Genomic DNA, 23,877 nt, shown 5'->3' with positions numbered 1-23,877 from the left:
GACTAATATTTGAGCATTTACAATTTGTTTTTGTAATTTGCTTAAAATTCAGTCAATTAGCGCCCAAAGTCTTGTCTAGCCTTGCTTGCGACCAGAGATTCGACACCATTCTTGTTGTTCAATGATTGGATCAATGTGAAGCTCATCACGATAATAAGTCGCAACATCTTCTGCTTGTGTATCCAAAACACCCGACATCGCAAGCACGCCAGTTGGCTTAATTAGGCCTTTAATGATGCCTGAAAGGTCGCGTAACGGACCTGCAAGAATGTTAGCAACGACAACGTCAGCAATCAGACCTTCAGGTTGATCTTGAGGTAGGAACACCTCTAACTGCTCAGCAACACCATTGCGTTGTGCGTTGTCTTTTGAAGCAAGCAGAGCTTGAGGATCAATGTCGATCCCGACAACTTTTGCAGCGCCCAGTTTGATCGCAGCGATCGCAAGAATGCCTGAACCACAACCGAAGTCGATCACGGTTTTACCTGTCAGGTCTAAGCCTTCCAGCCATTCAAGACACAATGCTGTTGTTGGGTGAGTACCCGTACCAAATGCAAGACCAGGGTCTAGCATGACGTTCACAGCGTCAGGTTCTGGGATATCACGCCAGCTCGGGCAGATCCAAAGACGCTCACCAAACTTCATTGGGTGGAAGTTATCCATCCATTCACGTTCCCAGTCCTTGTCTTCAATTTGCTCTACTTTATGAGCAAAGTCTGCAGGGAACATGTTGCTTGCTTTAATCTGCGCTAGAACGACACCAGTATCAGTCTCAGCATCGTAAAGCGCGAGAATGTCAGTATCACCCCAAAGGCGAGTTTCACCCGGCAGAGGCTCAAATACAGGGGTATCTTGTGCATCCAGGAAAGTTACAGAAAGAGCACCAGTCTCTTCCATTAACATGTCGCCGATTTGTTCGGCATTTTCATTGGTCGCATTAAGCTTGATTTGAATCCAAGGCATGGCTGCATCTTCTATATGAGAAAAATTGGATGGGGAGTCTAGCAGAAAATATGAGCAAATTCACCAAAACACCGCGGATTATAAGAGGGATTATCGATTGATTTTTGCGAGTGTTTAAAAACAAAAATGCCCACCGAAGTGAGCATTTATTACTGTTCTACAGAGAACGTATTATGGAAGACCTGCTTCTGTTGCAGACCAAGCTTCTATTGCAGACCAAGCTTCTTCTCAAGGTAGTGGATGTTTGCACCACCGTGTTGGAAGTTTTCGTCGTTCATAATCGCTAATTGCAGCTCAGTATTGACGTTGATACCTTCAACAATCATTTCTGCTAGAGCGTTCTTCATACGTGCAATCGCTACGTCACGGTTCTCACCGTAAGTGATCAGCTTGCCAATCATTGAATCGTAATGCGGTGGCACTGTGTAGCCAGTGTAGATATGAGATTCCCAACGAACACCCATGCCGCCTGGTGCGTGGAAACGTTCAATCTTACCTGGTGAAGGTAGGAAGCGAACTGGATCTTCAGCATTGATACGACATTCGATTGAGTGGCCGCGCAGCTTAATATCATCCTGTGTGAATGATAGAGGCTGACCAGCAGCAATGCGAAGTTGCTCTTTCACTAGATCGATACCCGTTACCATTTCAGTAATCGTGTGCTCAACCTGAATACGAGTGTTCATTTCGATGAAGTAGAACTCACCGTTCTCGTATAGGAATTCAAATGTACCTGCGCCGCGGTAACCAATCTCAAGACATGCACGAGTACAACGGTCGCCGATGTATTTACGCATTTCTTCAGTGATACCTGGAGCTGGCGCTTCTTCCACAACTTTCTGGTGACGACGCTGCATTGAACAGTCACGCTCACCTAGGTGGATAGCATTGCCTTGGCCATCTGCAAGCACTTGTACTTCAATGTGACGTGGGTTTTCTAGGAATTTCTCCATGTAAACCATGTCGTTGTTGAAACATGCTTTTGCTTCAGCACGAGTCATCGCGATAGCTTCTGTTAGTTCTGCTTCAGAACGAACAACACGCATACCACGACCGCCGCCGCCGCCAGATGCCTTGATGATAACTGGGAAGCCAATGCGCTTAGCGTGCGCTTTGTTTTTTGCTTCGTCGTCGTCAAGAGGGCCGTCAGAACCTGGTACACAAGGTACGCCAGCTTTCTTCATTGACGTGATAGCTGACACTTTGTCACCCATCATGCGAATGGTTTCAGCTTTAGGGCCAACGAAGATAAAACCACTGCGCTCTACCTGTTCTGCAAAGTCTGCATTTTCAGATAGGAAGCCGTAGCCTGGGTGAATAGCGACTGCACCTGTAACTTCAGCTGCGCTGATGATACGAGGGATGTTCAGGTAGCTATCGATACCGCGAGCTGGACCAATACAAATGGTTTCGTCAGCAAGAAGTACGTGCTTAAGATCACGGTCAGCGGTTGAGTGAACCGCTACCGTTTTGATGCCAAGCTCTTTACATGCTCGCAGAATACGCAGTGCAATTTCACCACGGTTCGCGATTACTAATTTATCTAACATAATAAGTGCTCTCTATTATTCGATAATTACTAGAGCTTGGTCGAATTCTACTGGTTGACCGTCTTCAACTAGGATTGCTGTTACAACACCAGACTTATCAGCTTCGATTTGGTTCATCATTTTCATTGCTTCAACGATACATAGAGTTTCGCCAGCAGTTACAGATTGACCAACTTTAACGAATGGTTTTGCATCTGGGCTTGGAGCGCCGTAGAAAGTACCAACCATTGGAGAAAGAACTTGGTGACCAGCTGGAACTGCAGGAGCTGCTGCTTCTGCTGCTACAGGTGCCGCCGCAGGTGCTGCTGCCGCTACAGGAGCTGGAGCCGCTGCATATTGAATAGGCGCTGCAGATACAGGGCTGTTACGACTGATTCGTACTGACTCTTCACCTTCAGAGATCTCTAGCTCAGAAATGCCAGACTCTTCAACCAATTCGATTAGCTTTTTGATTTTGCGAATATCCATTGTTTCTTTCTCTTTATCTGTTGATTGAACTTACTCTTTGACTGAGTAGGTTAGTAATAGTTCGTTGTTTTTATTTACTTTGCGTTGAGCTTGTTGAGCGCAGCCGTCAAAGCAAATTGATAACCTTGGGCACCTAAGCCACAAATCACACCTTCTGCTTTATCAGATAGGTATGAGTGGTGACGGAATGGTTCACGTGCGTGAACATTCGATAGATGAACCTCAATAAATGGGATAGCAACACCAAGTAGTGCATCACGCAACGCCACACTGGTATGTGTAAAGGCCGCTGGGTTGATAATAATAAAATCAACATTTTGATAAGCACTATGGATAGCTTCAATCAGTTCATACTCACGATTTGACTGTAAGTGAGACAGCTCAACATCTTGTGTTTTCGCTTGCTCGGTCAAAGAGCTAATAATCTGGTCAAGTGTTTGAGAACCGTAGTGTGCAGGCTCTCTAAGGCCTAACAGGTTAAGGTTTGGGCCATTTAAAACTAGAATGCGAAACTTTGTAGACATTGTGGGGCTATCTTCCTTTATCGTGTTTACGAATGTGAATGTTGCCATTTTATTGAAAATTTGGGGTTAATTTCCAGTAAGAAAAACCCAAATTTAAAAATTAGAACCAGATTATAGCTAATTCAGCGCAAATCGCAGCAATTTACTGGTCTAATCTCCTATAAGTACGGTATGGAATTGTTATCAACTTAACAAAAAACCGCGATTGCCTTAATTTTATCGAAGATATTTGAGATCAAGATCAGCCATAAAAAAACCGCCACATAGGTGACGGTTTATTAATGGCTGTTTTAAACAGTGATAAGCTAATGTAACGGGTTGCTTATGCCAATTCTGCTTTCTCTGCAATCAGCTTATCGACCACGCTTGGGTCTGCCAGTGTCGACGTATCGCCTAGGTTGCCAGTATCGCCAGTGGCAATCTTACGCAAGATACGACGCATGATTTTACCTGAACGAGTTTTCGGCAGAGAGTCTGTCCAATGCAGAACGTCTGGTGTTGCGATTGGGCCAATCTCTTTACGTACCCAGTCTTTCACTTCTTTATGAAGCTCTGCGGTTGGGAACTCACCATCATTAAGCGTGATGTAAGCGTAAATTGCTTGGCCTTTAATATCGTGAGGAATGCCCACAATCGCTGCTTCTGCAATCTTATCGAACGCCACTAGCGCAGATTCAATCTCAGCGGTACCCATACGGTGACCTGATACGTTAAGCACGTCATCGACACGGCCCGTAATCCAGTAATAACCGTCTTCATCACGACGAGCACCATCACTGGTAAAGTACATACCTTTAAAGGTAGAGAAGTAAGTTTGTTCGAAACGGTCATGATCGCCATGTACGGTACGCATTTGTCCCGGCCAAGAGTCAAGAATCACAAGGTTGCCGTCAGTCGCGCCTTCAATGATGTTGCCCATGTTGTCGACAAGCGCGGGTTGCACACCGAAGAATGGACGAGTCGCTGAACCCGGTTTTAGGTCTGTTGCGCCCGGTAGTGGAGCGATTAAGATGCCGCCCGTTTCTGTTTGCCACCATGTATCGACAATTGGAGACTGTTCGTTACCAATTGTTTTGTAGTACCACTCCCACGCTTCTGGGTTGATAGGTTCACCTACCGAGCCCATGACTCTTAGGCTGTCACGAGAAGTGCCTTCAACGGCTTCATTGCCTTTCGCCATCAATGCACGAATAGCCGTTGGCGCAGTATAAAGAATATTAACTTGATGCTTATCAACCACTTCACTCATTCGGCTTGTGTTCGGGTAATTCGGCACGCCTTCAAACAGGATGGTTTTCGCACCATTGGCAAGAGGTCCGTAAACAAGGTAAGTGTGACCGGTAATCCAGCCCACATCGGCTGTACACCAGAAGGTTTCACCTTCTTGGTAATCGAATACGTATTTGAAGGTCATGGCTGCATAAACAAGGTAACCACCTGTGGTGTGCATTACACCCTTAGGTTTGCCTGTTGAGCCTGATGTATAAAGAATGAATAATGGATCTTCTGCATTCATCTCTTCTGGTGGGCAATCTGCCGATACGTTTGCGATAGCATCATGCCACCACACATCACGGTGTTCGTGCCAAGCAACATCGCCGCCAGTACGTTTGAAGACCACAACCTTTTCGATGTTCTTCACTTCAGGGTTAGTCAGTGCTTCATCGACATTTTTCTTCAGTGGAACAGCACGGCCGCCACGCACGCCTTCATCGGCAGTGATAACGACTTTAGAATTTGAATCGATAATACGACCAGACAGTGCTTCTGGAGAGAAACCGCCAAATACCACAGTGTGAACCGCGCCGATACGGGTACATGCCAGCATCGCAACCGCAGCTTCTGGAACCATTGGCATGTATAAACAAACCACATCGCCTTTACGTACGCCTTGCTCTTTCAGAGCATTAGAAAACAGGCACACTTCTTTGTGTAGTTCGTTAAAGGTTAGGGTTTTATCATCAGCAGGGTCATCGCCTTCCCAGATGATAGCGACTTCATCACCGCGCTCAGCAAGGTGGCGGTCGATACAGTTAGCCGAAACGTTAAGCGTGCCATCTTCAAACCAGCGAATATCAATGTGGCCTGGGTCGAAAGAAGTATTTTTTACCTGTGTGAAAGGTTTAATCCAATCAACGATTTTTCCGTGTTCACCCCAAAAGCCTTCAGGGTCAGAAACAGATTGCTGGTACATGGCTAGGTAAGTGTCATTATCCGCGTGTGTGGTTGATTTAATATTTTCTTTTACCGGATAAACGTGGGCTTCACTCATTTCATCTCTCCTTGTGCCTACATTCTTAATGAACTGGCAACTTCCTTTGTGTTCAGTTTCTAAGTCTATTACAGGACCGTCGTTGTGCTATCACTCTCGGCTAGGACGGCGATTTCCACAATTAGACTTTAGGATGAGACGCCGCTTTTCACTTACAAAATAGCGAGTTAAGTTCATTTTTGCGATATTGCTCTCTATGTAGGGAGGCAATGGTTGAATTAAGAATAAGAAGAGTTGAAACGAGGTAAATCACCGTGTTTAAGGCGAACAAAGATCAGGGCGGCGGAGATAGCGTCTTGTAATGCATCATGTTTATTGATCGGGATAGGTAGATCCAGCTGGCGACAGATGGCGTCCATACTGAGATCAAAATAGGCATTGGGTAGCTGTCTTTCGAGTTTTTCTTGATAGAGCTGGCTCACTTCGACTAACCGGTTAGGCAGTGGAAATCCGAGTTGTTTTAAACAGGCGCGGTCGAGAATTTTCTTGTCATAGCGGATATGATAGCCAACTAAAGGACGATTACCGATGAAGCCGAGCAGTTCGATTAAGGCCTGTTTTTCTTCGATACCGTGCTTGAGATCTTGATGGCGAATGCGATGAATTTTGATTGAATTGCAATCGAGCGATTGAGGGGCACGCAGCCGGACCTCGAAAGGTTGGCTAGTAATGATTCGATTACCAATGATCTTGGTTGCGGCAATGGTGACTAATTCCGCCTGATTGGGGTCGAGGCTGGTGGTTTCACAATCAAGAGATACGTATTCGTGATTAGCAGGCGCAGCAAACAGAGGCTGATAAGCAGAGCCTTTGAGCTTGTGATGCCAGTAATAACGAATCAATCTATTCATCGTTCAGTCACCTAATCTCTGATTTGATAGTGGTAGCCGAGCCATTGCTTGAACTTTTTGACCACATGCAGGCTATGACGAAGTAAGTCTCGGTCTGCCCGTTCCATCAGTTTGACGTCGATTTTATTGCTGCTGTGTTGTTGTGAAAGTCGCTGAGCTAAACGCCATTTAAAGAACTGTTTGAGCGCTTCATTGAGGTTGTCCGCGGTACTTTGCTCTAATACCTTCTTGCTAACCAGTTGTTCAATACGCTCAAAGGTGTTGTTCACCGTCACACCGTGCTCAAGGCAAAGTGCTCTCACACCGTGGACTATCGGGAAAATACCACCTTGCTTGATATCGAGCCCTGACTTGGATTTTTTCACATTACCAAACAGGGTGAGGGGAACTGAAAAGTTAAGAGCAGGGCGGCAGAATTCAGTCAGAATCAATTCCTGTCCTAGCATCAAATCACTCAGGTGCTGCTTGACCGGTTTTAAAAGTTCTCTGTTACCTGCAACGGCATGTGCATCTGCCATGATGGCAATATCCATCACGGTATCAGGCGTGGCTTTTTTTACCCAACGGGTGAGCGTTTGTTTCCACTCTTGTTGTGAATGAACCCATTTCGGGTTGTTGACCATCACGTTGCCCGGGCAGAGTGGGTAGCCCAATTGTTGCAATGTATGCGTTAGGTCGTTCATGGCACTCTGGCATTGGTGCCACTCCAAGCCATCTTGAATTATTAGCGCGTTGTCTTGATCGGTTTTGAGAATTTGTTCTCCACGGCCTTCGGAACCTAATACGATCAGGCAGCAATGATTATGCAGTGCGGGTGGGATAACCAACTCAAACGCTTTCTCTATTATCTGTTCATTAACGGCTGAAATTAGCTCCATGATGAAGCGCGTACGAATGCCGTTACTGAGTAGGCTTTCGACCAGTTGACGTTGCTTGTTGGAGGCTAATGCGAGCTCTTCAATGCTGGTGGCTCGTGCAATACGCAAAGTAAGAACGTGAGAATGAGTAGAGAATGCACTCAAAATTTGCGTCATGTCCACCATACCGACAGCATTTGGACCATCACAAACCATCAGCCTTTTTACGCGATTTCGGGTCATGGTGATCATGGCGTTAAACAAGAAGTCCCCTTGATTAACGTGCAGTACCGGGAACGTTGCTATCTCGCCAACCGCGGTATCGAGCGGATGATTGTCGAGCATCACCGCGTGCAATAAATTGGTTCTTGTGACGATTCCATACGGAAAGGAACATGATGATCCAAAAGCTTTTAGATCATTATGTTCCAAATGAACCAGAGCTGAGTCCAACCCTTGTTCTTTAAGGGTTTGAGTGACTTGGTTAATAGGTTGGCCGGGTTCCAGTATCAGTGGAGGGTGATAGATCGACTCGTCCACTTTGGTCAGTATGAACTCGGCAAGATTTTGTTGCTGTTGGGCAGCTTCAATTAGCGCTTTTCGTTTCGAAAGGTTGCTATCAAAGTAAGCGGCAAACTGGCCATTGGCGTGGTACAGATCGAGAAAGATATCGGTTGGTAGTAGATAACTTAGCGTATCTTCAAGTGCGATATATTGGTGTTTGGTGTGAGGTTCAAACTGACTGCGTACATCGAAGATATCGTCATTGGCATAATGTGCGTAGATTTCCCCATCGCTGCTCGCGCGCTCCTCCACGGCTCCTTTAATCAGAATATGCAGATGGCGACTAGGGCGGTCTGCCTCCAATATCACCTCGTGTGCTCGGTAATAAACCACATCCAATGAGGAGCGCAGCGTTAACTGCTCCGTGTCGGACAGGCTATCGAAAGGCGGGTGCTGCATATTAAATTTATCAGGCATAAGCATCGAAAGAAGTAGGAGTCTCTTTTCAGTCTGACAAATTACCAGCGAAGCTCCAGACGACTTTAGTCTAAATGCGATCGTGGGTGAGGGTGAGCGCCGGATACCTCACTCAAATGGGATATCGATATTCATTGAATACAGGAATACTATCTCTTCAATAATTCCCTTTTTCATCGTATGCGACGTAGGCATAATTGGTTTTGCCTTTTTCCGCACACTTTATAGGTTATTTATGTTTAGCCCTTCTCCCTATGGCTGGATCTCCCAGTATTTTCTTGGTTTCTTTTTTGCCTATGGCGTTTATTTGCCATTTTGGGCGCTGTGGTTTGAAGACCAAGGTGTCTCTGCGGGTGACATTGGTGTCCTGATTGGTATTGGCTTTGCGACGCGTTGTGTTGCCAACCTAGTGATCACCCCACGTATCCATAAAGTTGAGCATTTAATGCCGGCTTTGCGTTGCTTGAGCTTCGCGGCATTGCTGTTTGTTGGCTTCCACTTCTTCACAGGCGGTAGCTTTTTATTGATGCTGCTTGCCACAGTATTGTTCAACCTATGCTGCGGCCCGATCATTCCATTGTCTGATGCAATGGCGAACCATTACAGCCGCCTTAATATGCTTGATTACGGGCGTACTCGCTTGTGGGGGTCGATTGCATTTATCGCGGGCTCCACCGTGGTGGGCTTTTTGGTTGCGAAGTTTGGCACAGATATGATTTTGTATACCGCGTTTGCTGGTGTGCTGATGTCATTAGTATTGGCGATGAGAAATCCTAATGTGATGCCGGTGACACACTCTGAGCAACAAGCGGTACGACCAAAATTAGGTGAGCTGCTGCGTGAATCGTCAGTAGTTAAATTTTTGGCCTTGATGGCGCTGTTGCAAGGTAGCCATGCTGCGTATTACAGCTTTAGTGCGATTTATTGGAAAGAGGCGGGTCACTCTGAAGCGATTATTGGTTACTTGTGGAGTTTAGGTGTTGTCGCTGAGGTGGCCGTGTTTGCTTTAAGTAAACGCTTGTTCTCTGGTTGGTCACTGCGCACGCTGTTCGTGGTAGCGGCAATCGGGGTAATGGCTCGCTGGGGTATTACCGCGTCAACGACGGCTATTTTTGCATTGGTGATGGTGCAACTGCTTCACGGCGTGACATTTGCCATGGCGCATATTGCTGCGATTCAATACATTCAATCTGAAGAACAGAACAAGATGGTCGCCCTGCAAGCTTTGTATAACGCGATTCCATTAGGTGCATTTATTGCTCTGATGACAACCCTGAGTGGTTGGGGCTATGAGCTTTGGGGTGCGAATATTTTCTGGGGCATGGCCGCAATGGGCGCACTTGCACTGTTCATTAAGGTTGATGAAAGAAGTTCAGTGGTTGAAGTCAATCAAACAGCCTCAGCTCAATCTGATGCTCAGAATTAAAGCCCAAAGCACAGAATTTAAGCGATGCGATTGAGTTAAACGCACTTCCCTAGTTAAATGAAACCTCTCCAATATGGAGAGGTTTTTTTATGGATGAAAAAAGGGTTTTCAATGCAAGGATGGGTAGTAATTCCAGTCTCTTTAGCTTATTTGGGCGTGTTATTTCTGATCGCATGGTATGGAGATAGGCAAGTTCGTTGGCTATCACGCTGGCGTCCATGGATATATAGCCTTTCTATTGCGGTGTATTGTACCTCTTGGACCTTCTATGGAACGGTCGGGCAGGCCAGTAATAACCCTTGGTCATTCTTACCCATCTACCTCGCCCCCATTTTAGTTTTCACGTTGGGGTGGCGGATCTTAGCTCGGCTGATCCTCATCGCGAAGCGTGAACACATCACCTCTATTGCCGACTTTATCGCGGCTCGTTATGGAAAATCTCAGGGCTTGGCTGTAGCCGTCACCGTGATTGCAGTGGTCGGTATTCTTCCTTATATCGCGCTACAGCTGCGTGGTATTACGATGGGCTTGGAGATTGTCGCCCCCGATCTCGCCGAAGATTTTGGATATCAGAATTATCACGTCTCTTGGTTTGTGGTCGGTGCATTAGCGATTTTTACGATGCTGTTTGGCACGCGGCACATCGATAACACAGAACATCACCGTGGCATGATGATGGCGGTGGCGTTTGAGTCGATTGTAAAGCTGGCGGCCTTCTTGATTGTTGGTCTGTTTATCATTTACCTCGCAATGAGCAGCGATAAAATCGACTTGCTTGATGTCGCGGCCTCCACTTATGAATCACCCAATATTCCCACCTTAGTGATTCACACCATTCTTACGATGTTGGCGATTGTCTGTCTGCCGCGTCAGTTTCACACCATGGTGGTTGAAAACGAACGACCTCAGGACTTACACACCGCTCGTTGGTTATTTCCTCTTTATCTCATCTTAATGGGGCTGTTTGTTCTACCGATTGCTTGGGCAGGTCAGGGATTACTTACGGGTATGCCGGCTGATACTTATGTGATTAGCGTGCCGATGGCAGAAGGGGCCAATCATATTGCCTTGCTGGCTTTTCTTGGGGGGACTTCGGCGGCGAGTGGCATGGTGATTGTCTCGACCATCGCATTGGCGATCATGGTATCGAATGATCTGGTGATGCCACTGTTGTTGCGTCGTATGCGTTTGACGCAAAGAACGCATAAACATTTTTCTGGCTTGTTATTGGTGATTCGTCGTGGGCTGATCCTATTACTGTTGCTGGGTGCTTGGGCATTTTATCAGGCGCTCGATACCATTCATTCTCTGTCGGCGATCGGCTTTCTCTCCTTTGCGGCGATTGCGCAGTTTGCCCCCGCCTTGATCGGTGGTTTGTATTGGCGTTTGGGTAATCGAAAGGGCGTTTATGTTGGCTTATTAGTTGGCTCAGTGATTTGGCTGATTACCCTAATGAGCCAAACCAGTATGTTGGCGGGCGATAGCGACAGTAATTTACTGTTGTGGATTATTACGCCTCCAGAGTTACTGAGTAGTTGGGATGTCAGCAGTTCAAACTGGGGTATCGTGATGAGTATCTTACTCAATACCCTGTGTTATGTAGTGGTCTCGATGACAACACGCCCAAGCCTAAGTGAGCGCTTACAATCGGCGGCATTCGTTGGTACGCCTCTGCCTGAAAATGAAAATATTAGCCTCTATCAGAACCGCGTTACGGTGGCTGAATTGGAGATGCTCGCCTCGCGTTTTGTAGGTCGCAAGCGAGCGAAAAGTGCCTTACACAGTTATTGGCAGCAGCACGGCCAGCCGTTACTTCCCAACCAACAAGCGCCCGCGAGCTTGATTCGACACGCAGAGCGTGTACTTGCTGGGGTATTCGGTGCTTCGTCTGCTAAGTTAGTACTCACTTCTGCTTTGCAAGGCAGAAACATGCAGCTTGAAGAGGTGGCGACCATTGTTGATGAAGCCTCGGAACTGTACGACTTCAGCCGTGGTTTGCTGCAAGGCGCGATTGAACATATTGGCCAAGGCATTGCTGTAATAGACAAACAAATGAGGCTGGTGGCGTGGAATCAACGTTACTTAGAACTGTTTGAGTTCCCTGCTGGTTTGATTCAGGTTGGCCGACCCATTTCAGATGTGATTCGTCACAATGCTGAGCAAGGTTTGTGTGGTCCGGGTGACCCAGAAGATCACGTTCGACGTCGTGTTTATCACCTTGAGCAAGGCACGCGACACACCTCATCTCGTATTCGTCCTGATGGTCGAGTGATTGAGGTGCAAGGTAATCCAATGCCGAGTGGCGGGTTTGTCATGAGCTTTACCGACATCACGGTTTTCAGACAAGCAGAGCAAGCGCTAAAAGATGCTAACGAAAGCTTGGAGTCGAGAGTTCATGAGCGGACTCAAGAGCTCGAAAAGCTTAACCAACGTTTAGTTAAAGCCACTCAAATTTCGGATCAAGAATCTCAATCTAAGAGTCGTTTTCTTGCTGCGGTGAGTCATGATTTGATGCAGCCGCTCAATGCTGCACGTCTATTTGCTTCGTCATTGTCTGAGGTGGCAAAAGAACAAGAGGAGAAGCAGCTTTCTTCTCATATCGAAAGTGCGTTGGGTGCGGCTGAAGATCTGATTGGCGACCTGCTTGATATCTCTCGATTGGAGTCAGGAAAATTAGAAACCAACATTCACGCGATTGCCGTGCATGATGTGCTGACCAACTTGAATGCTGAATTTAGCGCTTTGGCAACGCAGCAGAAGATCCAATTTCAGATGATCCCATCATCACTGTTTATTCACTCTGATCCTAAATTATTGAGACGTGTGATTCAGAACTTTTTGACTAATGCGTTCCGCTATAACCCTGAAGGAAAAGTTGTCCTCGGTGCGAGACGAGTGAATGGTCAGGTGCGAATTGATGTGTGGGATAACGGAACCGGTATCGACGAAGACAAGCAACAAGAGATCTTCGAAGAGTTTACACGTGGTAGCCAAGTTCGTGCTGATCAAGGTCTGGGATTAGGGTTGGCTATCTCGAAAGGGATTGCTCATGTGCTTGGTCATCAAATATCGATGCGTTCATGGCCGGGAGAAGGCAGCGTCTTTTCCATCACCTTAGCGAGAGCAGAGCAGGTGGCTCCGGTTGTACAAGCTTCGACGCCAATGGCGACAAGCGACATCGAGCATCTGAAAATACTGTGTGTCGACAATGAGCGAGAAATTTTAGTCGGAATGGAGAACTTGATTGGTCGTTGGGGTTGTGAGGTCAAGACCGCTGTCGACTTAGTCGAAAGCTTGAAGTGTCTCGATGATGATTGGCAACCGGATGTGATTTTCTCTGATTATCGCCTCGATAATGGCCGAACTGGACTCGAAGTCTTGCAGCAGTGTCGTTTGCGTCTTGGGGACTCTTTTGAAGGTGTCATCATCAGTGCTGATAGAACCGATGACATGTTGGCTGCGATAAAGGCCAACAGCTTCAGCTTTATTGCTAAGCCAGTGAAGCCACTCAAGTTAAGGGCGGTCTTAAATCGGGTGAGTTAATTAGGAATAATCAGATCTAATTCCTAATTAATGAACGGATGTAAAAAAGGCCTCAGATGAGGCCTTTTCTGTTTCAGTAAGGATCGTTAATACCTATTCGCTTTTTAACTAACTAGCCCGCAATACCGCCCTGCGTCAGTGTGCTTGGATCAAGCAGCTTGCTGAGTTCTTCTCGGCTGAGATCAGTTTCTCTTTCTGCCACATCAAGAATCGGTAAGCCCTCTTTGTAGGCTTTCTTGGCAATATCAGCCGCTTTTAGGTAGCCAATCACAGGGTTAAGTGCGGTCACCAGAATTGGATTCTTTGAAAGCGCTAAATCGAGATTGTCTTGGCGCACCGTGAAGGTGGCAATCGCTTTATCAGCCAGTGCGACTGAGCTGTTGGCTAACAACTCTATACTTTCTAGAACGTTATGAGCAATAACCGGCAGCATCACATTCAATTGGAAATTTCCAGACTGCCCAGCCACCGTAATGGTGGTGTCATTGCCAATCACTTGCGCTGCCGCCATGGCAGCTGCTTCTGGAATTACAGGGTTTACCTTGCCAGGCATGATAGACGAGCCCGGCTGGAGAGCTTGCAACTCAATTTCCCCTAAGCCAGCCAACGGCCCTGAATTCATCCAGCGAAGATCGTTTGAGATCTTCATGATCGCAACTGCTGCAGTTTTGAGCTGACCTGACAATGCAACGATCGCGTCTTGGCTGCTGAGGTTAAAAAAGAAGTTTTCACTCGAGGTAAAACTGATCTTTGTCGATTGAGAAAGGTTACTTGCAAACTTATCGGCAAAGCGTGGGTCGGCATTGATCCCTGTACCTACCGCTGTGCCACCTTGAGCAAGCGCCTTGACTGCTGGCAAGCTGCTTTCTATCGCTTGCTTGGCATGTTCAATCTGATATTTCCAACCACCAAGCTCTTGAGCAAAGGTAATCGGCATTGCATCCATTAGATGAGTACGGCCAGTTTTGACTACCTCAGCAAGTTCATGCTGTTTTACGGTAAGTGCCGCAGAAAGATGGGTAAGTGCAGGCAGCAGCTTATTTTCTGCCATCAAAGCGACACTGACTTGAATTGCTGTTGGCACGACATCGTTACTGCTTTGCCCCATGTTTACGTGATCATTCGGGTTCACGTCTCCTTGCAGGCTTCTTGAAGCGAGTGTCGCAATCACTTCGTTAGCATTCATGTTAGAGCTGGTGCCAGAGCCCGTCTGATAGACATCAATAGGGAATTGCTCGAGGTGTTTACCATCGATGATCTCTTGGCTGGCTTCGGCTATCGCGTTGGCAATATCACCTTCCAGTAAACCTAGCTGAGCATTAGTATCGGCGGCGGCCAGCTTAATTAACGCCAGTGCTTGAATGAAGCTGGTTGGCATCTTGTGTGAACTAAACGCGAAGTTATCCGCGGCACGTTGAGTTTGTGCTTGGTATAGCGCATCGGCAGGAACTTTCACTTCGCCCATGCTGTCTTTTTCTATCCGAAATTGTAGGGTCATGTTCTATCCTTGTTAGCCAAGTGGGGCTTGGACTTGTTGTAGTGTTTGGCTGAGATTCAAAAAACGCGCTTGGCCTTGTGGTTGCTGGCAGTAGTGGCGTTTCAAATAAAACAATGGAGAGTGAATAGAGTCTAGGCAGATATGACGAAAGGTGAAACTGCGGTCACGAGACTCAATCGCTTCTATCAAATGAAAGAAAACTTGGCGCAGGTACAGCTCGCATAACAAGATGTTTTCTTGGGCGGCATGCTTTTCGTAGTAAGCCGAAAGCGTTAGTGCGCACTCGATATAGTCTCGAATCACAAACGGCTCGTGGCCTTGAACTTGTTCTAATGAAGCAAAGCGATCTTGTGCTTTGTAAAACCTCGAGTAGAGACCCTGCTGTTCTTTCATCATCATTTGCATCTCTTTAATGGATGTTAATGATAATTATTATCAAATGATATTTTAAAAACAACCCTTTATTTGGTCTTTTTATAAAATATAAGACAAAAGAAAAAGCCGATACATAATGTATCGGCTTTCTTGGAACCAGTACCTAATCCCTACAATGTAAGTACTGATTCATTTTTTGCTAAACATCTTTGTTTAGTGGTCGTGAGCTTCACCAGCACCTTTCGGGTAACGGATGTTCTCAACCATATCTTGTACATCTTGTGGAACTTCAGCAGTTACTTTGTTTACAGCAATTGATACTACGAAGTTTAGACACATACCTAGCGTACCGATGCCTTCTGGGCTGATACCAAACCACCAGTTTTCAGGTGTGCTTGCTGCTGGGTTAATGAACTTGAAGTAGATGATGTAGCTTGCTGTGAAGGCAATACCTGACAACATACCTGCAATTGCGCCTTCCTTGTTCATCTTCTTGTAGAAGATACCTAGGATGATGGCAGGGAAGAAGGATGCTGCGGCTAAGCCGAAGGCAAACGCTACTACCTGAGCTACGAAGCCTGGTGGATTAATGCCTAAGTAACCTGCGCCAACAATCGCGACCATGGCGGCCAAACGAGCGGCTAACAGCTCCTGCTTGTCGGTCATGTTTGGTCTGAAGCCTTTCTTCAACAAGTCATGTGAAATCGACGTTGAGATTACCAATAGTAGACCAGCGGCTGTTGATAGTGCTGCGGCTAAGCCACCGGCTGCCAGTAGTGCTACAACCCAGTTTGGTAGTTTTGCTAGCTCTGGAGAAGCCAGTACGATGATGTCACGGTTAATCTTCATCTCGTTGCGTTCGTCGCCCGAGTAGAACATTTTGCCATCGCCGTTCTTATCTTCCCAACCAACTAGGCCAGTGCTTTCCCAGTTTTTGTACCAGCTTGGTGCGTCTGCTGCTGCGACACCTTGCATGTCTGGGCCGTTAATCGTTTCGATCATGTTTACACGAGCGAAAGCTGCAACACCAGGTGCTGTTGTGTATAGCAATGAGATGAACAGTAGTGCCCAACCTGCTGAGATACGAGCATCACGTACTTTTGGTACCGTGAAGAAACGAATGATTACGTGTGGAAGACCGGCAGTACCTACCATTAGAGCTGCACAGATGAAGAATACATCTACCATGCTCTTGTTACCTTCGGTATAGGCGGTAAATCCGAGTTCTTCTGTTAGTCCATCCAGTTTATCAAGTAGGTATACATCTGTACCTGATAGAGTCGAGCCCATACCAACTTGTGGAAGTGGGTTACCTGTCATCATGATTGAGGTAAAGATTGCTGGAACAAGGAAGGCGAAAATGAGGACACAGAATTGAGCTACCTGCGTATAAGTGATGCCTTTCATGCCACCAAGCACTGCGTAGAAGAACACAATACCCATACCAATGATGATGCCTAGGTTAATATCAACTTCTAGGAAACGAGAGAATACAACGCCAACACCACGCATCTGGCCTGCAACGTACGTAAATGATACGAAGATTGCACAGAATACCGCTACCATACGTGCTGTTTTCGAGTAGTAACGTTCACCGATGAAATCAGGAACCGTAAACTGACCGAACTTACGTAGGTAAGGTGCTAAACATAGCGCAAGTAGTACATAACCACCTGTCCAACCCATTAGGTAAACCGCACCGTCGTAACCAACGAATGAGATGATACCTGCCATTGAGATGAATGATGCTGCCGACATCCAGTCAGCGGCCGTTGCCATGCCGTTTGCTACTGGGTGTACGCCGCCGCCAGCAACGTAGAATTCACTCGTTGTTCCAGCGCGAGCCCAGATTGCGATGCCGATATAGACTGCGAAAGTAATACCGACGAGAATAAACGTCCAAGTTTGAATATCCATGTTCTAGCCTCTAGTCTTCCTGTACGTTGTATTTTTTGTCCAGCTTATTCATGCGAACAACGTAAATAAATATCAACGCCACGAAGGTATAAATTGAACCTTGTTGAGCGAACCAAAAACCTAGCTTAAATCCGCCAAATTGAATGGTATTTAGGACATCCACAAATAAGATGCCAGCGCCATAAGACACCACAAACCAGACTGCGAGTAGTGTTCCCATTATTCCCAAGTTTTCCTTCCAGTAGGCTTGAGCATGTTCCGTAGATTCGAACGCCATTGCCTTCTCCTTTAATTCCGTTTTCGTAGAAACCGTTTTGTGAAACCGTTTTTGTAAAATAGCGTGTTAACGTAATGTTACGATTTAGAATGTAGCAAGGATAAGTCAAGGGATCTGTGCAACTTTAGTCGGGACGCTATTAGCGCTAATGTACTGAAATATGGGAGCTAGGAGACAGAACCATAGAAAAACGTGATGTTGCAATGATGTTAAATTAGCCAAAGGTCTAACAAAAAGGGATGAATTAGAGTGCGAGTCATAAAATTTAACAACTAAATGACTGAGAAACGGTATTTAGTCCTACCTATGACACGAAGCGAAACATAAGTTTGTTATAGTAACTACGGTACTTTTACTGGCCGTGACTTGCTTAACGGCAGAAGATCAACAAGCTAGTGGCAAAAGATCAACAGGCTTAAAGCTCGGGTTTTATTCTTTGGGGGAACGAATTGGACGCAATAACCATTAACCACTTATTTTTGACTGGTGCGGTACTCATCGCCATCAGTGTACTTTTCTCACAAGTGTCCTCTCGATTGGGCGTTCCGATTCTTTTAATCTTTTTGTTCGTTGGTATGTTGGCGGGCGAAGATGGCCCCGGTGGCATTAATTTCAATGATTACTCGCTGACCTACTTGGTGAGTAACCTTGCGCTGGCTGTGATCCTGCTTGATGGTGGTATGCGAACCAAGGTCGCGAGCTTCAAGGTCGCTTTTTGGCCGTCGCTTTCGCTGGCGACGATAGGTGTGGCCTGTACCGCAACCCTAACCGGTTTAATGGCGGCTTGGCTGTTTGACCTATCACTGATGCAGGGCATTTTGGTTGGTGCGATTGTGGGTTCGACCGATGCAGCTGCGGTATTTTCTTTGTTGAAAGGGCAGAGCCTCAATGAACGTGTTGGCTCAACCTTAGAGATCGAATCCGGTACCAATGACCCAATGGCGGTCTTCCTGACAGTGACTTTAATTGCGCTACTGGGTACCCCAGATGCCGAGATGGGAATGAACTTCCTACTCAAAAGCTTCGCGATGCAGTTTGGTATCGGCACCCTTGTTGGTATTGGCGGCGGTTGGGTTCTATGGAGTCTAATTAACCGAGTGCAGCTGGCCGATGGCCTTTACTCGATTCTGGTGCTCAGCGGTGGTGTGGCACTGTTTGCGTTCTCTAACATGCTTGGCGGCAGCGGTATCTTATCGATCTACCTTGTAGGCCTGTTCATTGGTAATCGTCCGACGCGCTCTCGACACTCTATCCTTAATGTTCTTGATGGCATGACGTGGCTAAGCCAGATCGTGATGTTCTTGGTATTGGGTTTATTGGTGACGCCATCAACGTTGATGGACATTGCACTTCCTGCGTTAGCATTGGCTTTCGGTATGATCTTGTTTGCTCGCCCGTTGTCTGTTTGGTTGGGTTTACTGCCGTTCAGAAGCTTTACCACCAAAGAACGTTGGTTTGTTTCTTGGGTAGGTTTACGTGGTGCTGTGCCGATCATTTTGGCGGTGTTCCCGATGATGGCTGGCCTGCCTAATGCTCAACTTTACTTCAACATCGCCTTCTTCGTGGTTATGGTTTCGCTGATTGTTCAGGGCGGTAGCTTGATGAAAGTTGCGAGGTTGGCTCAGGTGACCTTACCACCGACACCAACACCGATTTCTCGTACCGGCATGGAGATTTATCCGACCAGTGAGTGGGAGATGTTTGTCTACAAGCTGAAAGAGGAAAAGTGGTGTGTTGGTGAACCGCTTAAGCGTTTGTCTATGCCTGAAGGGACACGAATTACTGCACTGTTTAGAAAAGATGCTTTGCTTCACCCATCGGGTAGCACCGTGTTAGAGGCGAACGATATTCTCTGTGTACTTGGCCAAGATAAAGACCTAGATAGCTTAAGTGCGCTATTCAGTGAAGCTCCTCTAGCTGAAGAGGCCGCTCGATTCTTTGGTGATTTCTTCTTGGATGTCGAACTATCGGTTGCAGCAGTCAGTGATTGTTATGGCATTGAACTGGGCTCGGAAGAAGAGCGAGAAATGACGCTAAAACAATTGGCTGAGCGAGAGCTTGGTGCCCACCCTGTATTAGGCGATAGTTTTGTGTGGCATGACATTACTTGGGTGGTTGCAGAGATAGATGATCATAAAGTCGTCAGGTTGGGTTTATGTTTACCAAAGACGACTTTAGAAGAGGATATAAGCGAAGCTTAGTTGTGGACTTCTTGTAGCAAGATAACTGCTTGAGTTCGGTTTTTCACATCCAGTTTACGGAAGATGGCTGTCATATGTGCCTTGATGGTCGCTTCCGAAACATTCAATTCATAGGCGATTTGCTTGTTCAGCAGGCCGTCTGAAAGCATCCCTAATACCTTGTATTGCTGAGGCGTCAGTGTGGAAAGCTTTTCCGCAAGGTCGCTACAGGCTGCATTGTTGGTGATAAGCCCTTCAGGGAAGAACGGGTCGCCATTCAGCACTTGATTCAGTGCGCTGACCAATTCACGCATATCACTCGACTTAGGAATGAAGCCAAAGGCACCATGGCTCTTCACTTGAGTGACAACGCTGGCATCCTCGCTGGCTGAGATCACCACAATCGGTAAATCTGGATATTCAGCACGCAGTTGAATTAAGCCCGACATCCCGTTTGCTCCCGGCATTTTAAGGTCGAGAAGTAACAGATCTGGTTCATCTTCTTTTTTTAGTAGAGTCAGTAAGGCATCGAGAGAATCAGCCTCAAGCAGGTTCGCACCGCTGATAGCCATATGAACTGACTGAAACAGGGCGTTGCGAAAGAGAGGGTGGTCATCAGCAATGATGATGGTATAGGTCGAGTCCATGACGTTCATACTTTTAACAATTTAGTTAATATTTATTATCATCCTGATTGAGTATGTGGACAATATCTATGCATGAAAAGTCTGAACCATATCGACTTTTATCCCCGGAATAAGAAAGCGTTACTCTGAATAGCAAAAAAGCCGCACTGCCATCTCGTTACGGAGGGGCGGTGCGGCTTTCGTTTAGGCGGATATTCCGGTGAATATTGCCGTTATAGCTGGTGGTCTTGCATGTGTTTTAAGAATACATCTGCCGGCATAAAACCAGTGACACGAGCATTTGGAACATGGTTACCCTCGCTATCCCAGAACTCTATGGTTGGCAAACCGAGTACCTGCAATTGTTTAAGCAGTTCAATGTCTTGAGGCATGTTTCTTGTCACGTCAGCCTGAAGCAGGACGAAATCAGAAAGCTTGTTCTCAACATCAGCTTGGTGGAAGGTGTACTTCTCGAACTCTTTACATGCCACACACCAATCGGCGTAGAAATCGAGCATCACTGGCTTGCCGAGTTTCTTGGCTTCGATGAGCTGGATTTCTAACTCTTCAACCGTGTTAACGCGTGCAAATTGGATTTGTTGCTCAACCACAACGCTCTTTTCTGCGAACCAGTAATTCAATGCTGGTTGCGCTGAAGCGAATAGTCCGAGCATCGCGATGATACCCACAGCACTTTGCTTCCAGCCACCGAATGGCAGTGCATTCTTACTGTGGTAAAGCCAACCAAAGGCGATGAAACCTAATCCAGACCAAAGTACCGTTGCCCACAATTCAGGAATAATTCGCTCTAGCAGGAAGATAGGCGCTGCTAGCAAGATAAAGCCGAATACGATCTTCACTTTGTCCATCCAGCTGCCTGCTTTCGGCAGCAGCTTATTACCAAACACCGCAACCAAGATCAGCGGGATACCCATACCCATCGCTAACGCATAAAGAGCGATTGCTCCGGTTAATAGGTCGCCACTTTGAGCCACATACAGCAGTGCACCTGACAATGGCGCTGTGGTACAAGGTGAACATACCAAGCCAGAGATAGCGCCCATTGCGAACACGCCCAAGGTATTGCCACCTTGTTGCTTGTTGCTTTGGTTGTTAAGCCAAGTTTGGATGCTGCTTGGTAGTTGTAGGTTATAAACGCCGAACATCGACATCGCCAACGTCACGAACAGAACACTCAGCGCGATTAATACATAAGGGTGTTGCATGGCAGCTTGGAACTGCATGCCTGCTGAAGCAACCACTAAACCTAATAAGGTGTAGGTCAGCGCCATGCCTTGTACATAAATGAACGACAACATTAACGCACGGCCTTGGCTGAGCTTGCCGCCACCTAATACGATACCCGTTAGAATTGGGTACATAGGCAGTACACACGGCGTAAAGGCTAAACCCACACCGAGTGCTAAGAATAATAATGGAGTCCACCAACTGTCACCCAGCTTATCGGCTAAGCCTGCTTCTTTTGAAACGGGAGCATTGGTTTGTTGAGTGGTATTGCTTGCTGCGTCAGCTGTAGGAGAAGAGGCTTGTACTGAATTGTCAGCTTCACCAGCTGCATCAGAAGAACCCTGTAAGGCACCACTGTTTTGCACATCACTGCTGTTTACATCACCAGAACCCGTCGCAGTAAACGGTTCAATGTCGATTACTCGAGTTTCTGGTGGGTAGCAGAAACCAGCATCTGCACAGCCTTGATACTTAACGATCAGTTGTGAGCCATCTTGGTAACTCTGTAGAGGAACTTGCACGAATAACGGCTGCGTATAAATGCTCACCTCACCGAAGAATTCATCTTGGTGTGGTTGGCCATCTTCCATTTCAACATTGCCGATAGCGAGATTTTGGCCAGTGAACGAGAGGCTATGTTGATAGAGGTAGTAGCCCTCTTTTACTTGCCAGTCGAGAAGGAGCTTGCCGTCTTGCTGGTAGTAATTGAAAGGGAAAGCTTGGTCTACAGGGACAAAACCGTTGTTATTGCCTCCGAAGCTTGGCTCGGCGTTGTCGTTTCCAAAAAGCGCCCACGCAGGCTGGGTGAACAGGGAAACACAAACAAAAAGTAATGTGGCAAGTCGTCGCATACTATTTAGTCATCAAAATGGAGTTGAAGGTATCTTAACTCAATCAGACCGTAATAGTTTGTGATTAGTTTCATCGACCAGCAAATATCCGCTAGGGCGGGTGAGCCACTTTCTTAGGCAGTCGAGAGAGGGTTAGCTGCGCAACTGCAGTGAACAGCCCTTGCCAGTAAGACATTTAGGCAACACCTAAGCGTGCTCTTACTACTTGTTCACAGGCATCGATGTTCATCGTGTCTTTCGGGATAATTAGCACGGTGTCATTGCCGCCAACCGTACCGATAATCTCGGTATGTGGGTCGATATCGACTAATCTTGCGACCAACTGTGCGCAACCAGGGTTTGTTTTTACGATCACCATCGCTTGGTTGTGAGTAATTAATTCGATTTGTGATGAGATTGAGGCATCGACACGCACAGGCGCGCTTTCAACCGTGATGCAGTAAACCTTTTTGCCACAGGCATTCTGAATTTTGACAACGCCAAGCTGTGACAAAATGCGAGAGACGGTCGATTGGCTGATACCTGTATAGCCAATGTCGACGAGTTTCTCGCGCAGTTGATTCTGGGTCGAGAAGCTTTGTTGTTGTAGTAAGCGTTTGCACGCGGCAGTCAGTGTTTTATCTTCAGCTGAATACAAGCAACCGTGCTCAGTGATTTGGTTCATGAACAACTCCTTAAGGTCAACGTGTTGATATCGCTTGTCCATAGCGCAGAACGCACTCCCAAAGCCGTAGAGTACGATTGTTAATTAGGGCTTACCGATGAACCCCGAAATAAGAGGGAGGGTATGCGAGATGTATGATCATCTATGCATTGAGTCTACCACTAAAGGATAGTTATCTTTTTGAAGGCGATCACCAAACAAAATTCTGGTTAATTGCTTTTATTGTGGAGTTTTATTCTTTGGTTAAATGGATATTTATTCCGTGTTGGGAATAAATATCCATAAACTATAAAGGGCTTTTGTTGCGGAGGTAATAGCGCTAAGGGTTAGCGAATTTCACTCATGATCTCGCGAGAGAATACTTTTTCACAATAGTGACATTTTAGTTGTACGTTTTCGTGTTTTAGCTGCACTTTAAAGCTACTTTCGACAGGTTCACCGTGTGAAATACAGTTGCTATTTGGGCAGGCGAACACACTGTTGATTTGTTCTGGCAGTACAAGTGTGAGCTTGTTGACCACTTTGTACTCTTCAATCTGATTCACTGTCGCTTGTGGGGCGTACAGAGCCAATTGATTGGCTTGTTCCTTGGTCAGAAAGATGTTCTCAATCTTGATTAGGTCTTTGTTGCCGAGCGCTGATGATGGCAGGTTTAGCCCCATCGTGATGCGTTGCTCTGTTTTATGCAGCTTGAACAGTTTGAGAATTTTAATCCCAAGATGAGCAGGGATGTGGTCAATCACGCTGCCATTACGGATCGCTTCTACTTGTAGCTGAGTTTGTTTAACCATGACTGTATCTCCTGC

18 protein-coding genes are annotated in these 23,877 nt (G+C 46.5%); 3 read left to right on the top strand and 15 right to left on the bottom strand.

The window, feature by feature from the left end:
- Positions 1–75: 75 nt before the first annotated feature.
- The 7 genes from prmA to OW495_RS23670 form a co-directional block, all read right to left on the bottom strand.
- Positions 76–963: a 50S ribosomal protein L11 methyltransferase gene (prmA, locus tag OW495_RS23700; protein WP_065113620.1), complete on the bottom strand. Its 888-nt coding sequence runs from the start codon at positions 961–963 to the stop codon at positions 76–78.
- A gap of 206 nt (positions 964–1,169) precedes the next feature.
- Complete coding sequence (gene accC / locus OW495_RS23695) at positions 1,170–2,513, bottom strand: acetyl-CoA carboxylase biotin carboxylase subunit (RefSeq protein ID WP_017104594.1); 1,344 nt, start codon at positions 2,511–2,513, stop codon at positions 1,170–1,172.
- 15 nt (positions 2,514–2,528) lie between these two features.
- Positions 2,529–2,981, bottom strand: a complete 453-nt coding sequence (gene accB / locus OW495_RS23690; RefSeq protein WP_004729736.1) for an acetyl-CoA carboxylase biotin carboxyl carrier protein — start codon at positions 2,979–2,981, stop codon at positions 2,529–2,531.
- Between the two features lie 74 nt (positions 2,982–3,055).
- On the bottom strand, positions 3,056–3,505 hold the full coding sequence (gene aroQ / locus OW495_RS23685; protein ID WP_004729735.1) for a type II 3-dehydroquinate dehydratase: 450 nt from the start codon (positions 3,503–3,505) through the stop codon (positions 3,056–3,058).
- A gap of 322 nt (positions 3,506–3,827) precedes the next feature.
- Positions 3,828–5,777: an acetate--CoA ligase gene (acs, locus tag OW495_RS23680; RefSeq protein ID WP_017108601.1), complete on the bottom strand. Its 1,950-nt coding sequence runs from the start codon at positions 5,775–5,777 to the stop codon at positions 3,828–3,830.
- 218 nt (positions 5,778–5,995) lie between these two features.
- The gene (locus OW495_RS23675; RefSeq protein ID WP_102514498.1) at positions 5,996–6,628 is read right to left on the bottom strand and encodes a 3'-5' exonuclease; all 633 of its coding nucleotides are present in this window, start codon (positions 6,626–6,628) and stop codon (positions 5,996–5,998) included.
- Positions 6,629–6,639: 11 nt separating this feature from the next.
- A complete protein-coding gene (locus tag OW495_RS23670) occupies positions 6,640–8,472 on the bottom strand; it encodes a DUF294 nucleotidyltransferase-like domain-containing protein (RefSeq protein ID WP_289888654.1) in 1,833 nt (610 codons plus the stop codon).
- A 229-nt stretch (positions 8,473–8,701) separates the two neighbouring features.
- On the opposite strand from OW495_RS23670, the gene OW495_RS23665 reads away from it, so the two are divergent.
- Together OW495_RS23665 and OW495_RS23660 are read left to right on the top strand one after the other, a co-directional pair.
- Entirely contained in the window at positions 8,702–9,892 is a 1,191-nt protein-coding gene (locus tag OW495_RS23665; protein WP_065104154.1) for a 3-phenylpropionate MFS transporter, read from the top strand.
- Between the two features lie 111 nt (positions 9,893–10,003).
- Positions 10,004–13,435: a PAS domain-containing hybrid sensor histidine kinase/response regulator gene (locus tag OW495_RS23660; protein WP_076668812.1), complete on the top strand. Its 3,432-nt coding sequence runs from the start codon at positions 10,004–10,006 to the stop codon at positions 13,433–13,435.
- Positions 13,436–13,547: 112 nt separating this feature from the next.
- Here the strand turns inward: OW495_RS23660 and OW495_RS23655 are convergent, their stop codons facing one another.
- The 4 genes from OW495_RS23655 to OW495_RS23640 form a co-directional block, all read right to left on the bottom strand.
- Positions 13,548–14,933: a class II fumarate hydratase gene (locus OW495_RS23655; RefSeq protein ID WP_102267873.1), complete on the bottom strand. Its 1,386-nt coding sequence runs from the start codon at positions 14,931–14,933 to the stop codon at positions 13,548–13,550.
- A gap of 12 nt (positions 14,934–14,945) precedes the next feature.
- The gene (locus tag OW495_RS23650) at positions 14,946–15,332 is read right to left on the bottom strand and encodes a hypothetical protein (protein WP_017108595.1); all 387 of its coding nucleotides are present in this window, start codon (positions 15,330–15,332) and stop codon (positions 14,946–14,948) included.
- A gap of 189 nt (positions 15,333–15,521) precedes the next feature.
- Complete coding sequence (locus OW495_RS23645) at positions 15,522–17,225, bottom strand: sodium:solute symporter family protein (protein ID WP_017108594.1); 1,704 nt, start codon at positions 17,223–17,225, stop codon at positions 15,522–15,524.
- A 10-nt stretch (positions 17,226–17,235) separates the two neighbouring features.
- Complete coding sequence (locus tag OW495_RS23640) at positions 17,236–17,502, bottom strand: DUF4212 domain-containing protein (protein ID WP_009844701.1); 267 nt, start codon at positions 17,500–17,502, stop codon at positions 17,236–17,238.
- 449 nt (positions 17,503–17,951) lie between these two features.
- Between OW495_RS23640 and OW495_RS23635 the strand changes: the two genes are divergently transcribed.
- Positions 17,952–19,703, top strand: a complete 1,752-nt coding sequence (locus tag OW495_RS23635; RefSeq protein WP_102250552.1) for a potassium/proton antiporter — start codon at positions 17,952–17,954, stop codon at positions 19,701–19,703.
- Here OW495_RS23635 and OW495_RS23630 read toward each other — a convergent pair.
- The 4 genes from OW495_RS23630 to pyrI form a co-directional block, all read right to left on the bottom strand.
- The gene (locus tag OW495_RS23630; protein WP_012604978.1) at positions 19,700–20,329 is read right to left on the bottom strand and encodes a response regulator transcription factor; all 630 of its coding nucleotides are present in this window, start codon (positions 20,327–20,329) and stop codon (positions 19,700–19,702) included. The genes OW495_RS23635 and OW495_RS23630 overlap by 4 nt on opposite strands.
- A 212-nt stretch (positions 20,330–20,541) precedes the next feature.
- Positions 20,542–22,407, bottom strand: a complete 1,866-nt coding sequence (locus tag OW495_RS23625; RefSeq protein ID WP_102514496.1) for a protein-disulfide reductase DsbD — start codon at positions 22,405–22,407, stop codon at positions 20,542–20,544.
- 175 nt (positions 22,408–22,582) lie between these two features.
- Complete coding sequence (locus tag OW495_RS23620) at positions 22,583–23,071, bottom strand: arginine repressor (protein WP_004729722.1); 489 nt, start codon at positions 23,069–23,071, stop codon at positions 22,583–22,585.
- Between the two features lie 326 nt (positions 23,072–23,397).
- Positions 23,398–23,862, bottom strand: coding sequence for an aspartate carbamoyltransferase regulatory subunit (pyrI, locus tag OW495_RS23615; RefSeq protein WP_004729721.1), 465 nt, complete (start codon positions 23,860–23,862; stop codon positions 23,398–23,400).
- Positions 23,863–23,877 lie beyond the last annotated feature (15 nt).

It is taken from the genome of Vibrio sp. 14N.309.X.WAT.E.F5, from assembly GCF_030397615.1.
In the GTDB taxonomy this organism is placed as follows: Bacteria; Pseudomonadota; Gammaproteobacteria; order Enterobacterales; family Vibrionaceae; genus Vibrio; species Vibrio lentus.
The sequence above is the reverse complement of the archived record's forward strand: the minus strand, read 5'-3'. Positions and strand labels throughout refer to the sequence as shown.